Source organism: Rhizorhabdus antheiae, from assembly GCF_049889055.1.
Lineage (GTDB): Bacteria > Pseudomonadota > Alphaproteobacteria > Sphingomonadales > Sphingomonadaceae > Rhizorhabdus.
Genome location: NZ_JBLTWO010000002.1, coordinates 369,584 through 382,278 on the forward strand (window position 1 = coordinate 369,584; position 12,695 = coordinate 382,278).

Consider the following 12,695-nt stretch of genomic DNA (forward strand, 5'->3'; position numbering starts at 1 on the left):
GGCGGGGCTGCCGGCATTTGGTGGCCCCGCTTCCTCCATTCGGATGAAACTCAGGCGTCCGGGTAGGCGATCGCCACTATCTCATAATCGCGCGTCCCGCCGGGCAGGCTGACGCGGCGCACATCCCCCACCGCAGCGCCTTTGAGCGCCATCGCGAGCGGCGAATACCAGTTGATCCGACCCTGCGAGGCATCGGCCTCGTCGGTTCCCACCAGGGTCAGCATCCGCTCCTCGTCATCCTCATCGACGATCGTCACGGTCGCGCCGAAGAAGACCCGGCTGCGATCCTCCTGGCGCGCCGGATCGACCACCTTGGCCGATTTCATGCGGCGCGACAGATGGCCGAGTTCGCGGTCGATCTCGCGCAGTTTCTTGCGACCATAGATATAGTCGCCATTTTCCGATCGATCGCCATTGCCCGCCGCCCAGCTGATGACCTCCACGAGCGCCGGGCGATCGACGCCGAAAAGCTGTTCATAGCGGGCGCGCATCGCGGCAAAACCGGCCGGGGTGATATAATTGGGGCGATCCTGTCCCAACCGATTCACCGCTTCCGGCGCTGGTTGAGCACCTCATAGGCCATCACGGCCGTCGCCACGGCGGCATTGAGGCTGTCGGCCTTGCCCAGCATCGGGATCTTCACCAGCCGATCGCATTGGTCCTCATAGTCGGCCGGAAGCCCCTGCGCTTCGTTGCCGACGAGAATGAAGGTCGGCGCAGTGTAACGCGGCTCCTGATAATCGTGCACGGCGCGCAGGCTCGTTCCGATCAGCTCGCCGGGGCCGCTGCGCAGCCAGGCGATGAATTCGGGCCAGCGCGCGGTAACGATCCGCTGCGTGAACAAGGCCCCCATGGTGGCGCGCACGGCTTCCACCGAAAAGGGGTCGACACAGTCGTCGACGAGGATCAGCCCGCCAGCCCCGACGGCGTCGCCGGTGCGCAGGATCGTCCCGAGATTGCCCGGATCGCGCAGCGACTGGGCGACGATCCAGATGTTAGCCTGTGCGCGGTCGATCGCGGTGAGCGACGTGTCCCATTCACGGAAGACGCCGAGCACGGTCTGCGGATTGTCCTTGCCCGACAGCTTCGACAGAATATCGCGGCTCGTCTCGATCGCTTCGCCGCCGACGGCCTCGACCCCAGCGATCAGCCTCTGCGTCAGCGGGTGATCGGCCCCGTCCTTCGCGAAGAAGATATATTCGGGGAGATGGCCGGCATCGGATGCTTCGGTGAGGATGCGCAGGCCCTCGGCCAGAAACAGGCCCTCCTCGCGCCGATGGCGCTTCTCGCGGAGCGACCGGACCCGCTTGACCAGCGTGTTGGAGAAGGCGGTTATCTGACGGGGCAGGGGACCATGCTCCGATGGGGCCCGCGCGGGTCGCGCAGGCGAACGATGGATAGTGGCAGCGGCATCGACGGGGCGGGCAGGCGCCGGGTCATTCCTCGCCGAATTTATTCTCGACCAGCTCGGTGAGCGCAGCCAGCGCCTTTTCGGCGCCATCGCCCTTTGCCGAGATGATGATGCTGTCGCCCTTGGCGGCACCGAGCATCATCAGGCCCATGATCGATGTTCCGGCGACCTTCGAGCCATCCTTCTCGACTTCGACCTCGGCGCTGTGCGAGCTGGCGAGGGTCACGAACTTCGCGCTGGCCCGGGCATGAAGCCCACGGATATTGGTGATCCGGACCTCGCGGCTGACGGTCGTCATGCGGCGGCTTCCCCGAGAACCTCGGATGCGACCGAGATATATTTACGCCCGGCGTCGCGGGCGGCGCCGACGGCTGCCTTGATCTTCATCATCTTGCGGGCGCCTTCGAGGCGGATCAGCATCGGCAGGTTGATGCCGGCGATCACCTCGACCCTACCGGGCTCCATCAGCGAGATGGCCAGGTTCGACGGGGTCCCACCGAAAAGATCGGTCAGCAATATCACGCCGGAGCCGTCGTCGACGGCCTTAACCGCCTTGGCGATATCGGCCCGGCGACCCTCCATGTCGTCATCCGGTCCGATGCAGATCGCCTCGATAGCGGTCTGCGGCCCAACGACATGCTCCATAGCCGTCACGAACTCGGCCGCGAGGCGGCCATGGGTAACGAGCACCAATCCGATCATCTGACATTAAACCCGCTGGTCATGATCCTAAGCCTGGCACCCCGTTCTCCTGCACGTCGGACTTCTGGTGAGTCAGATCGCGATGGCGGACCGTGGGCGAAAAACCTGCCTCGCGCAACCGGCTTGCGAGTGTTTCCGCAAAATGCACCGATCTGTGCTTTCCACCGGTACATCCGATGGCGATCGTCACATAGCTTTTGCCCTCGGCCTCGTAGCGCGGAAGGAGCAGCAGCAGCAGATCCTCGATTCGCTGCTTGGCCTCGGCATAGGTCGGATCCTGCACGATATAGGCGCCCACATCCGGATCGAGCCCGGTCTTCGGTCGCAGCTGCGGGTCCCAGTGCGGATTGCGCAGAAAACGCATGTCGAACAGCAGATCGGCGTCGCGCGGCACCCCGCGCGAAAAGCCGAAGGACATGACCGTCAGCGTCGTGCCGGCGCCGGTCGCGTCGCCCAGGCTGCGGCGCAACGAGGCCTGGAGATCGTTGGTAGAGACTTCCGAAGTGTCGACCAGTTCGTCGGCGGCCGCGCGCAGAGGGGCTAGCAATTCCCGCTCATGGACGATGCCGTCCTCGATCGGCCGGTCCTGGGCGAGCGGATGGCGGCTTCGCGTCGCCGAATAGCGCCGGGCGATTTCCGCCCCCGAGCAGTCGAGAAAGAGGATGCCGGCGTCGCGTCCCTCGGTCTTGAGCGCGACCACGCGGCGGACGAGCCGGTTGCTGTCGAAATCGCGGGTCCGGCTGTCGATCCCGATCGCGAGCGGGCGTCGTTCGTCGATGCTCCCCTCGGCGGGCGAAACGGCAATCAAGCGGTCGAGCAGCGACAAGGGGAGATTGTCGACGGTCTCCCAGCCCATGTCCTCGAGCGCCTTGAGCGCGGTCTTCTTGCCGGCACCTGACATGCCGGTGACGAACAATATCCGGCGGGGCAGCGATGTCCGGCTCATTGCGATCCTCCCACTCCATGAAGCAGCAACGCCTGCTCCGCCTTGATCGGGGCAGACGCCTCGAATGGAGCAAAGCCTAACGCCGGAATCGATATGCCTTGGAGGGAGATGGATGCGAGGGGCTCCTCGGGAAGCCGCTCGGGCGATCGGTCGAGGTCGAGCAGCAAGGCAACGGGGGCCTCGCCGACATGGGGCATATCGAGGATACCGACCCCGCGCAGTTCGATCTTGCCCGCGATGGTGGAGGGCGGACGCGCTATCAGCCGCCCGGCTCTCGCAACTAGCTCGGTATAGTCGTCCGAGAGCAGTGCAGCGCCGCGATCTATCAGGCGCATCGCGAGGTCCGATTTTCCGCTCCCGGATCGACCCGCGATCAACAGGGCGCGCCCGCCGATCACCACACAGGAGGCATGAAGCGGATTACCGGCCGCCACCATCACAGGCTCCGCGCAGGCAGTCTTATGACGAACTTGGCACCCTTCGGCGCATTGTCCCGGTCCATCGCGAGGATGCTGCCATTATGGCCTTCGACGATCGCCTTGGCGATTGCGAGGCCCAGGCCGCTATGTCGGCCAAAGGCCTCGCTATCAGGACGCTCACTGTGAAAGCGATTGAAGATCGCCTCCCGCGCGTCTGCCGGCACGCCCGGTCCCTCGTCTTCCACCTTGATCACGACATCATCGCCGTCGCGGGTCGCGGACACCTGGACGAGCCCGCCTTCGGGCGAGAAAGAGACGGCATTTTCGACGAGATTCTCGACCACCCTCGTCAGGCGCGACCCGTCGCCGAACACCACCGCCGTACCGCGATGAGGACGGGCGAAGGCCACGCGGACGCTGCCATTGCGCCCGCGACTCTCGCGGGTCGCCAGCAATCCCTCGATCATCACCCCCAGGTCGATCGATTCGAACCGCGCGCGGGCAAGTTCGGCGTCCACCCGCGACGCTTCCGAAATATCGGTGATCAGGCGGTCGAGTCTTGCGACATCGTCTCGGATAACGGTTATAAGCTGCTGCTGAAGATCGGGATTTTTGACGAGGTCGAGGCTGTCGACCGCTGACCGCAGGGAGGCCAACGGATTTTTCAGCTCATGTGCAACATCCGCCGCGAAGGCTTCGGTCGCGTCGATCCGCTGCCGGATCGCCAGGCTCATGTCGGACAGGGCTCGGGCCAGCGTGCCGATCTCGTCGCGCCGTTCGGGAAGGCGCGGAACCTGCACTTCGCGCGCCCGGCCGAGGCGCACGCGATGCGCAGCGAGGGCAAGCCGGCGCAAAGGGCGGACGATGGTGCGGGCGAGAAACAGCGACAGGCTGACCGATACCAGCACCACGATCAGCAGGACGACGCCGAGCCGCAGCCGCTCGGCGCGGACGATGCGTGTGATGTCGCGCTGATTCTCGGTTGAAAGGAGAACATTGCCGCCGCCGCGACCATCGCGGATATCGATCGCGGCCAGGATCATCGGGGTCCGGTCGGGAGCGCGCTGCACATCGGTCGCAAGTCCGTGCACCTGCGCGGCCTGCCAGGCCAGCGGCCACGCCTCGAGTGTGTCGTTTGCGGGTTCACTGAACCTTTTGGGATGATCCGCGCCGACGATGACGTCGATCGTCCGGTCGAGGAAGCGCGCGGCGCGTTTCTGCCAATCCTCCTGCGCGGGATCGCGCAACTCATAGGTCGGGCGCGAATAGCTCCAGCTGTCGAAAGACGGCGCCGTGGTCGGCGGGGTAACGTCGCCCGAACTATAGGGATAGACCCTCAGCCGCGTTTCGGTGACATGGCCGAATTTCGCCAGTAGCTTTCCGCGATCATCGGGCGGAGTCACGACGAAAGCCTCCGCGATCAGGCGGACCTGGGTTTCGGTCTCTTCCAACCGGGCATCGATCAGCTGGGACCGGTAGCTGTCGAGATAGAAGAAGCCCCCCGCCAGCATGGCGAGCGCGAAGATGTTGACCGCCAGGATACGCGAGGTGAGGGATGTGCGGGCGGCGGCCTCGGGTGTGCCCAGCGCGCGGCTATTCCTCGGCAAAGCGGTAGCCTACGCCGTAGAGCGTCTCGATCGCCTTGAACTCGGAATCGACCTGCCGGAACTTCCGCCGCAGCCTCTTGATGTGGCTGTCGATCGTGCGGTCGTCGACATAGACGTCGTCCTGATAGGCGGTGTCCATCAGCTGGTCGCGCGATTTGACGAAGCCGGGGCGCTGGGCGAGCGCCTCGAGGATCAGAAATTCGGTTACGGTCAGTGTGACGTCCTTGCCCTGCCACGTCACGCGGTGCCGCGCCGGATCCATCTCAAGCCGGCCGCGCAAGATCTTCTCGGCCGCTGGCGTCTCCGTCTCGTCGTCCTGTTCGCTGCGCGCCTCGGTCCGGCGCAGGATCGCGCGGATTCGGGCGATCAGCAGGCGCTGCGAGAAGGGCTTGGTGATATAGTCGTCCGCGCCCATCGCGAGGCCCAGCGCTTCGTCGAGCTCATCGTCCTTGGACGTCAGGAAGATCGTCGGGATGCTGCTCTTCTCGCGCAGCCTGCGGAGCAGTTCCATGCCATCCATCCGCGGCATCTTGATGTCGAGCACGGCAAGATCGGGTGGATTGTCCAGCAGCGACTTGAGCGCCGTCTCCCCGTCGGAGTAGACCCTGACGGTGAAGCCTTCCGACTGGAGGGCAATAGAAACCGATGTGAGGATGTTGCGATCGTCATCGACTAGCGCGATCGTGGCCGACATGGGACCGTGGGGCCTCCCGAGAGATGATGACGGCCAGCACGGACGGCCTTAATGAGGCAGTCTGCCTAGCCCAGTGCCCGAGCAGGTTCAACCGTGCAGCGCACCCTTTACGATCCCTGCCTTTGAAACTATGCGCGGGACGAAAGATAGAAAGGTACGGAGGATGCCCGGCTGGATTCGCCCCAGTCTTCACGTACCTACACGTTAGGAGCGGCACCCGGAAAAACGGTGGCCACACCCGTATAGGAGATAAATGTGCCTCAGCTCACGCCCGCCTTCGGGCTCGACAAACAGGGTATCGACGTCGACGCCCAGCTTCACTGGAATCTCGGAACCGCTCCGCTGGTCGAGCTTGCCGTTCAGCGTGGCGAAGGCCTGCTGTCGAAGGACGGCCCTCTGGTCGTCAAGACCGGTTCGCATACCGGTCGCTCGGCCAACGACAAGTTCATCGTGCGTGACGCCGAGACCGAAGAGACGGTGTGGTGGGGCAAGACCAACAAGGACATGACGCCTGACCAGTTCGCCGCGCTCAAGGCGGACTTTCTGGCGCATCTGAAGACCAAGGACACGCTGTTCGTCCAGGACCTGTTCGGCGGGTCGCAGCCGACGCATCGCGTCAATGTGCGCGTCATCACCGAGTTCGCCTGGCACAGCCTGTTCATCCGCACGCTGCTCGTGCGTCCCGAGGCGGCCGAACTCGCGGCCTTCTCGCCTGAGTTCACGATCATCGACCTGCCGAGCTTCGTTGCCGATCCGGCGCGCCATGGCTGCCGCAGCGAGACGGTGATCGCGGTCAACCTCAGCGAGAAGCTGATCCTGATCGGCGGCACCCGCTATGCCGGTGAGATGAAGAAGTCGGTCTTCGGCATCCTCAACTACAAGCTGCCGGCCGCCGGCGTCATGCCGATGCACTGCTCGGCCAATATCGGCCCGAACGGCGACACCGCGATCTTCTTCGGGCTGTCGGGCACCGGCAAGACGACGCTGTCCGCCGATGCGAGCCGCACGCTGATCGGCGACGACGAGCATGGCTGGTCGGACGAGGCGGTCTTCAATTTCGAAGGCGGCTGCTATGCCAAGATGATCCGCCTGTCGGCCGATGCGGAGCCCGAGATCTACGCCACGACCAAGCGCTTCGGCACGGTGCTCGAAAATGTCGTGATCGACCCCGATACGCGCGTGATCGACCTCGACGACGACAGCCTCGCCGAGAACAGCCGCGGTTCCTATCCGATCGACTTCATTCCGAATGCGTCGAAAGAAAATCTCGGCCCGGTTCCGAAGAACATCATCTTCCTCACCGCCGATGCCTATGGCGTCCTTCCGCCGATCGCGAAGCTGAGCCCGGACCAGGCGATGTATCATTTCCTGTCGGGCTACACCGCGCGTGTCGCCGGAACCGAGATCGGCGTCACCGAGCCGTCGGCGACCTTCTCGACCTGCTTCGGCGCGCCGTTCATGCCGCGCCACCCGTCGGTCTATGGCAATCTTCTCAAGGAGCGGATCGCCAAGGGCGGGGTCGATTGCTGGCTGGTCAACACCGGCTGGACCGGCGGCCAATATGGCGTCGGCCACCGTATGCCGATCAAGGTGACCCGCGCGCTGCTCAATGCCGCGCTCGACGGCAGCCTGAACGCCGCCGAGTTCCGTACCGATCCCAATTTCGGGTTCAAGGTTCCGGTTGCGGTCCCGGGCGTCGAGAGCAAGATTCTCAATCCGCGCGAAACCTGGCCCGACGCCGAGGCCTATGACGCGACGGCGAAGAAGCTTGTCGGCCAGTTCATCGACAACTTCGCGCAATTCGCGGATCATGTCGACGAGGGCGTCCGCCAGGCTGCGCCGAAAGCAGCCTGATCGGCTCGAAGATCGGATCGAGGGCGTCCCGACCATGTCGGGGCGCCCTTTTTCATTGGGGGGCGGCGTGTCCAAATCCGTGCATTTTTTTCAGGACGAGTCGGAGATACGCGGGATCGGCGAGGGGCTGCTCGACCGGTCGCTGCCGATCGAGGCCTGGACGCATGAGGCGCATCTGGCGGCCTGTCTGTGGCTGATCGTCGAACGTCCGGATGTCGACCTGGATCGCGACCTGCGCGGGATTATCGGTGGTTTCAATGAGGCCAAGGGCGGGGTGAACTCGGACATGGCGGGTTATCATGAAACGATAACCCGCTGCTATGTCGCCGGGGTGCGTCATTGGCTGTCGCGCTGCGACCGGCCCGCACTGCTCGATCGGGTCAACGGCCTGCTTGAAGCCGCGGAAGGTTCGCGCGACTGGCCGCTGCGCTTCTTTACCAGCGAACGCCTCTTTTCAGTCGAGGCGCGCCGCGGCTGGATCGAGCCGGATAGAGAATATTTACCATGTTCGGAGCACTGAAAATTAAGCGCGGGGCGAATATCCCTAACGCGTCATTTTCCGAGCAGGTGTCATGTACGAAGGAAAGCTCCCGTCATCGCCCGCCCGCAAGGGCTGGAGCCTGGATTCGATCTTTGGACGAGCGACCGATGCCGAGCCGCAGGGGCGGACGACTTCCGCCGCCGCGCCGGTTCCGGCTCCGCTGGCCGAAGCCGCTGCCAATGATCTCTTCTCCCGCGTCGGCATCTTCCTGAAGGCGCACCGGCTCGATCCGACGCCGACCAATTATGATCTCGGCTATCAGTATATCGGCGGCAACGATCCGGCCGTGGTCGCTGCGGTCGACGCTGCGATCGCGCAGGATGGCTTCCTGCGTCATGATGTCGCGCAGCAGATCGTCGAAAGTGTCAGCAGCAAGGTTTCGTCCGAGTTGCTCGAAAAGCTGATCGACCAGGCGCATCAGAGCATGTTGCTTGCCGCCAGCCTGGTCGGCCAGTCGCGATCCGATGCCAATGCCTATGGCAATGCCCTGGATCGCGGCGCAGCCGCGCTCGACGCCGGGGGCGAACCCGCCACCCGCGCGTTGGAGTTGATGCTCGATCTCACCCGCACGATGATCGGCAAGACCCAGGATGCAGAGCGTCGGCTCGCCGAAATGGGGTCGCAGATGGCGTCGCTGCAGGATGATCTCGCCGAGGCGCAGGCGGTGGCCGAAAGCGATCCGCTGACCGGTCTCGCCAACCGCCGGGCCTTCCAGTCGCGCCTCGCTCGCGCGATGGCACAGGCGGCCGAGGAGGGGACTCCGTTGTCGGTCGCCTTCTGCGACATCGACTATTTCAAGAAGATCAACGACAATTTCGGCCACGACACCGGCGACCGGATCCTGAAGATGGTGGCAGATGCGCTTGTCGAGGGGGCCGGAGAGGATGCGTTTGTCGGTCGCTTCGGGGGCGAGGAGTTCCTCGTCTTGTTCGATGGCATTATGGCGCGTCGTGCGGCGATGCGGATCGACGAGATTCGCGACGAGCTGTCCGGCCGGCATCTCGTATCGAAGACGACGGGCGAACCGCTCGGCACCGTCACCTTCTCGGCCGGCATCGCGCAGCTTCAGGCGGGCGAGGGCGAGGGCGACATGCTCAGGCGCGCCGACGAGGCGCTCTACGCAGCCAAAAATGGTGGCCGCAACCGCGTGCTGATTTCCGGCGAGGACTGACGCGCGCGCTGCGGGCGGCGGCGCCTCTGGATCGATGCGCGTCGAAAAGCGGACGGCAGGGCTAGCCGGGAGGGGCCCACCATCATATATGGCCTCGAATCCTTAAACACCTCGCGGGGATTCGACTTCATGGACATCAGCCTCGGCCTTACTTTCGACGACGTGCTCCTGCGGCCCGGCGAGTCGGACGTATTGCCCAGCCAGGCGAACACCGCGACCCAGGTCACCAAGGCAATCTCGCTCAACATCCCCGTCCTGTCATCGGCGATGGACACGGTGACCGAGGCCGACATGGCGATCGTGATGGCCCAGCTGGGCGGGATCGGCGTCCTCCATCGCAATCTTTCGGTCGAGGAGCAGGCCGCCGCCGTTCGTGCGGTCAAGCGGTTCGAATCGGGCATGGTGGTCAATCCGATCACCATGCGGCCCGAACAGACGCTGGCCGATGCGCTGGAACTGATGTCGCGCAACCGCATCTCGGGCATTCCGGTGGTGGAGGCCGATGGCAAGCTCGCCGGCATCCTCACCAACCGCGACGTCCGCTTCGCCGAAAACCCGCTGCAGCCGGTATCCGAGCTGATGACCCGCGACAATCTCGCTGTGGTCAGAACCGGCGTCAGCCAGGAAGAAGCGCGCCGGACGCTGCACCAGCGCCGGATCGAGAAGCTGCTGGTGGTCGACGATGCCTTCCGCTGCGTCGGCCTGATCACGGTCAAGGACATCGAGAAGGCGGTGACCTACCCCTCGGCGACCAAGGATGCGAGCGGGCGCCTGCGCGTCGCCGCCGCGACGACGGTCGGCGACAAGGGCTATGAGCGCACCGAGGCACTGATCGATGCCGAGTGCGACCTGATCGTGATCGACACCGCCCATGGCCACAACCGCGACGTGGCGCGCGCGGTCGAGCGGGTGAAGAAGCTGTCCAATTCGGTCCAGGTGATCGCTGGCAACGTCGCCACCGCCGAAGCGACCCGGGCGCTGATCGATGCGGGCGCGGATGGCGTCAAGGTCGGCATCGGTCCGGGCTCGATCTGCACCACCCGTGTGGTGGCAGGGGTCGGCGTGCCGCAGCTGACGGCGGTGATGGAGTCCGCTGCCGAGGCAGCCAAGTCGGGCGTGCCGGTGATCGCCGATGGCGGTCTGCGCACTTCGGGCGACATCGCCAAGGCGCTGGCTGCGGGCGCGAGCACGGTGATGGTCGGATCGCTTCTCGCGGGTACCGAAGAAGCGCCGGGCGAGACCTTCCTCTATCAGGGGCGCGCCTATAAATCCTATCGCGGCATGGGCTCGGTCGGTGCGATGGCGCGCGGCTCGGCCGATCGCTATTTCCAGCAGGACATCAAGGACCAGATGAAACTGGTGCCCGAGGGGATCGAAGGGCAGGTGCCGTATAAGGGCCCCGCGCGCGACGTGATCCACCAGCTGGTCGGCGGCGTGAAGGCTGCGATGGGCTATACCGGTGCGCGCACCATAGCCGAGCTGCAGCAGCGGGCACGCTTCATCCGGATCACCAATGCGGGCCTCAAGGAGAGCCACGTTCACGACGTGACGATCACCCGCGAGGCGCCGAACTATCCGACGCGCTGAGGCCCGATGACGCCCGGCGCACGCGCGCAGGCGGCGATCGACCTGCTCGACGAGATCATCGGAGCGGCGAGGGCCGGAGGCGCTGCCGCCGACACGCTGATCGCGCGCTACTTCAAGACGCGGCGCTATGCCGGGTCCAAGGATCGGCGTGCAATCCGCGACCTCGTCTATCGGGCCATCCGTCGGGCGGGAAACGTCCCCGCCAGCGGGCGCGCCGCACTTGTCGGCCTGGCGCGCGAGGACGACGCGGTTGCAGCGCTGTTCGACGGCGGGACCCACGCACCGGCGCCGATCGAGCCCGCCGAGCAGGCCAGCCCCGCCACGGCACTACCGGACTGGCTCACCGAACGCATCGCGGTTGAGGAGCACGCGGCGCTGCTGGAGCGGGCGCAGCTCGACCTGCGCGTAAATCTGTCGCGAACCGATCGCGCGACGATGGCGGAGCTGCTCGAAGCCGTACCGACGCCCCACTCGCCGGCAGGCCTGCGCCTCCCCGAAGGCAGCCCGATCGAAACGACCGAAGCCTGGGCGCAGGGTCTGGTCGAGATCCAGGACGAGGGCAGCCAGCTGATCGCGCTGGCGGCTCAGGCAAAGCCGGGCATGACGGTGATCGACCTCTGCGCGGGTGCGGGAGGAAAGACGCTTGCCCTGGCCGATGACATGCGTGGGCAGGGGCGCCTGATCGCCAGCGACAGCAACCGTGCGCGTCTGTCCCGCCTCGCACCGCGTGCCGAGCGGATGGGGGCGCTTGCGATCGAGACGCGCCTGCTCGATCCCGGCCGGGAGCTTCCGGCGCTCGCTGACCTCGAAAGCGGCTGTGACGTCGCTCTGGTCGACGCGCCCTGTTCGGGGACCGGCACCTGGCGTCGCAATCCGGAGGCTCGCTGGCGGCTTACGCCGGCGCGGCTCTCGCAACTGGTCGAGTTGCAGGCGCGGCTATTCGCTCTGGCGGCTGTCCTGGTCCGTCCGGGGGGCGCGCTCGTCTATGCGGTATGCTCGCTTTTGCCCGAGGAGGGGCGTGACCAGGTCGATGCCTTTCTCGCGCGTCACCCCGATTTCGCTGCCGATAAGCTGATGTTCATCGCTGGTCGTGAAGAAGGGGCGGGCAGGCTGCTCAGCCCGGCCCATGACCGGACCGACGGCTTTTTCGTCGCACGGTTGCGGCGCGCATGTTAGAAGCTCGGAAAACCGCGCTATTGGAGATGTTGATGCGAGTTTCGCCCGTCGCCCTGGTTCTGTCGCTGACGCTTCTGGCGGTGTCCAGCGGGGTCAATGGACAGAAGGCCGACGACCAGATCAACCCGCGTTCGCTGGCGCTTCTCTCCGAAGGGCAGTCGGCGCTTGCCGCCGGCAAATATGAGGCGGCCAATGATGCGCTGGAAAGCGCGCTGGCGGTCGATCCTCGCAATCGCAATGCCTTCATCACCCTCGGCAAGGTCGCCCAGGCACAGCAGCTGCCGGGCAAGGCGATCCGCATGTATTTCGAGGCGCTGGCGCTGGAGCCCAATGACGTCAACGCACTGGCCGCGCAGGGCGAGGCAATGGTGCAGAAGGGGGCCGTCGAACGGGCCCGCGCCAATCTCACCCGCGTGCGTGCGCTGTGCAAGACGGAGTGCGCGCCTGCGGTTCAGCTCGCGGCCGTGATCGCGAAGGGGCCGCCCCCTGCGGCTGTCGTGGCGACTGCGCCTGCCAGCGACAAGGTTCCGCCCAAGGGGGCCGAGACGAGCACCGTCGCAGACAAGTAAGGCCGGGCCATCCGCCCC

General features: G+C 65.4%; 14 protein-coding genes. 6 read left to right on the forward strand and 8 right to left on the reverse strand.

Features of this window, described 5'->3' with window-relative positions:
* Positions 1 to 50: 50 nt before the first annotated feature.
* From ACNI3R_RS06105 to ACNI3R_RS06140, 8 genes are all read right to left on the reverse strand, one after another.
* Positions 51 to 539, reverse strand: a complete 489-nt coding sequence (locus ACNI3R_RS06105; protein WP_426180822.1) for a GreA/GreB family elongation factor — start codon at positions 537 to 539, stop codon at positions 51 to 53.
* A gap of 5 nt (positions 540 to 544) precedes the next feature.
* Positions 545 to 1,348: a TrmH family RNA methyltransferase gene (locus ACNI3R_RS06110; RefSeq protein WP_426181466.1), complete on the reverse strand. Its 804-nt coding sequence runs from the start codon at positions 1,346 to 1,348 to the stop codon at positions 545 to 547.
* 88 nt (positions 1,349 to 1,436) lie between these two features.
* Positions 1,437 to 1,709: an HPr family phosphocarrier protein gene (locus tag ACNI3R_RS06115; protein WP_426180823.1), complete on the reverse strand. Its 273-nt coding sequence runs from the start codon at positions 1,707 to 1,709 to the stop codon at positions 1,437 to 1,439.
* Entirely contained in the window at positions 1,706 to 2,113 is a 408-nt protein-coding gene (locus ACNI3R_RS06120; RefSeq protein ID WP_426180825.1) for a PTS sugar transporter subunit IIA, read from the reverse strand. The genes ACNI3R_RS06115 and ACNI3R_RS06120 overlap by 4 nt, the downstream gene beginning before the upstream one ends.
* 19 nt (positions 2,114 to 2,132) lie before the next feature.
* Positions 2,133 to 3,059 carry an RNase adapter RapZ gene (gene rapZ, locus ACNI3R_RS06125; RefSeq protein ID WP_426180827.1) on the reverse strand — a complete coding sequence of 309 codons (927 nt, stop codon included), beginning with the start codon at positions 3,057 to 3,059 and terminating at the stop codon, positions 2,133 to 2,135.
* Positions 3,056 to 3,496 carry an HPr kinase/phosphorylase gene (locus ACNI3R_RS06130; RefSeq protein ID WP_426180829.1) on the reverse strand — a complete coding sequence of 147 codons (441 nt, stop codon included), beginning with the start codon at positions 3,494 to 3,496 and terminating at the stop codon, positions 3,056 to 3,058. Before ACNI3R_RS06130 ends, rapZ begins: the two co-directional genes overlap by 4 nt.
* Positions 3,496 to 5,085, reverse strand: coding sequence for a sensor histidine kinase (locus ACNI3R_RS06135; protein WP_426180831.1), 1,590 nt, complete (start codon positions 5,083 to 5,085; stop codon positions 3,496 to 3,498). Before ACNI3R_RS06135 ends, ACNI3R_RS06130 begins: the two co-directional genes overlap by 1 nt.
* Positions 5,072 to 5,779 carry a response regulator transcription factor gene (locus ACNI3R_RS06140; protein WP_426180833.1) on the reverse strand — a complete coding sequence of 236 codons (708 nt, stop codon included), beginning with the start codon at positions 5,777 to 5,779 and terminating at the stop codon, positions 5,072 to 5,074. Before ACNI3R_RS06140 ends, ACNI3R_RS06135 begins: the two co-directional genes overlap by 14 nt.
* Positions 5,780 to 6,034: 255 nt before the next feature.
* Between ACNI3R_RS06140 and ACNI3R_RS06145 the strand changes: the two genes are divergently transcribed.
* From ACNI3R_RS06145 to ACNI3R_RS06170, 6 genes are all read left to right on the forward strand, one after another.
* On the forward strand, positions 6,035 to 7,633 hold the full coding sequence (locus tag ACNI3R_RS06145; protein WP_426180835.1) for a phosphoenolpyruvate carboxykinase: 1,599 nt from the start codon (positions 6,035 to 6,037) through the stop codon (positions 7,631 to 7,633).
* 67 nt (positions 7,634 to 7,700) lie between these two features.
* Positions 7,701 to 8,153: a hypothetical protein gene (locus ACNI3R_RS06150; RefSeq protein WP_426180837.1), complete on the forward strand. Its 453-nt coding sequence runs from the start codon at positions 7,701 to 7,703 to the stop codon at positions 8,151 to 8,153.
* A gap of 52 nt (positions 8,154 to 8,205) precedes the next feature.
* The gene (locus ACNI3R_RS06155; protein ID WP_426180839.1) at positions 8,206 to 9,345 is read left to right on the forward strand and encodes a GGDEF domain-containing protein; all 1,140 of its coding nucleotides are present in this window, start codon (positions 8,206 to 8,208) and stop codon (positions 9,343 to 9,345) included.
* Positions 9,346 to 9,474: 129 nt separating this feature from the next.
* Positions 9,475 to 10,932 (forward strand): IMP dehydrogenase, encoded by a 1,458-nt coding sequence (gene guaB / locus ACNI3R_RS06160; RefSeq protein ID WP_426180841.1) that lies wholly within the window; start codon positions 9,475 to 9,477, stop codon positions 10,930 to 10,932.
* Positions 10,933 to 10,938: 6 nt separating this feature from the next.
* Positions 10,939 to 12,108 (forward strand): RsmB/NOP family class I SAM-dependent RNA methyltransferase, encoded by a 1,170-nt coding sequence (locus ACNI3R_RS06165; RefSeq protein WP_426180843.1) that lies wholly within the window; start codon positions 10,939 to 10,941, stop codon positions 12,106 to 12,108.
* Positions 12,109 to 12,140: 32 nt separating this feature from the next.
* On the forward strand, positions 12,141 to 12,677 hold the full coding sequence (locus ACNI3R_RS06170) for a hypothetical protein (RefSeq protein ID WP_426180845.1): 537 nt from the start codon (positions 12,141 to 12,143) through the stop codon (positions 12,675 to 12,677).
* Positions 12,678 to 12,695: the final 18 nt, after the last annotated feature.

What these genes read in the sequence shown, in the direction of transcription:
- ACNI3R_RS06165 (WP_426180843.1), top strand. Translation starts at nt 10,939, where the DNA reads ATGACGCCCGGCGCACGCGCGCAGGCGGCGATCGACCTGCTCGACGAG.
- ACNI3R_RS06170 (WP_426180845.1), top strand. Translation starts at nt 12,141, where the DNA reads ATGCGAGTTTCGCCCGTCGCCCTGGTTCTGTCGCTGACGCTTCTGGCG.
- guaB (WP_426180841.1), top strand. Translation starts at nt 9,475, where the DNA reads ATGGACATCAGCCTCGGCCTTACTTTCGACGACGTGCTCCTGCGGCCC.
- ACNI3R_RS06155 (WP_426180839.1), top strand. Translation starts at nt 8,206, where the DNA reads ATGTACGAAGGAAAGCTCCCGTCATCGCCCGCCCGCAAGGGCTGGAGC.
- ACNI3R_RS06140 (WP_426180833.1), bottom strand. Translation starts at nt 5,779, where the DNA reads ATGTCGGCCACGATCGCGCTAGTCGATGACGATCGCAACATCCTCACA.
- ACNI3R_RS06115 (WP_426180823.1), bottom strand. Translation starts at nt 1,709, where the DNA reads ATGACGACCGTCAGCCGCGAGGTCCGGATCACCAATATCCGTGGGCTT.
- ACNI3R_RS06130 (WP_426180829.1), bottom strand. Translation starts at nt 3,496, where the DNA reads ATGGTGGCGGCCGGTAATCCGCTTCATGCCTCCTGTGTGGTGATCGGC.
- ACNI3R_RS06120 (WP_426180825.1), bottom strand. Translation starts at nt 2,113, where the DNA reads ATGATCGGATTGGTGCTCGTTACCCATGGCCGCCTCGCGGCCGAGTTC.
- rapZ (WP_426180827.1), bottom strand. Translation starts at nt 3,059, where the DNA reads ATGAGCCGGACATCGCTGCCCCGCCGGATATTGTTCGTCACCGGCATG.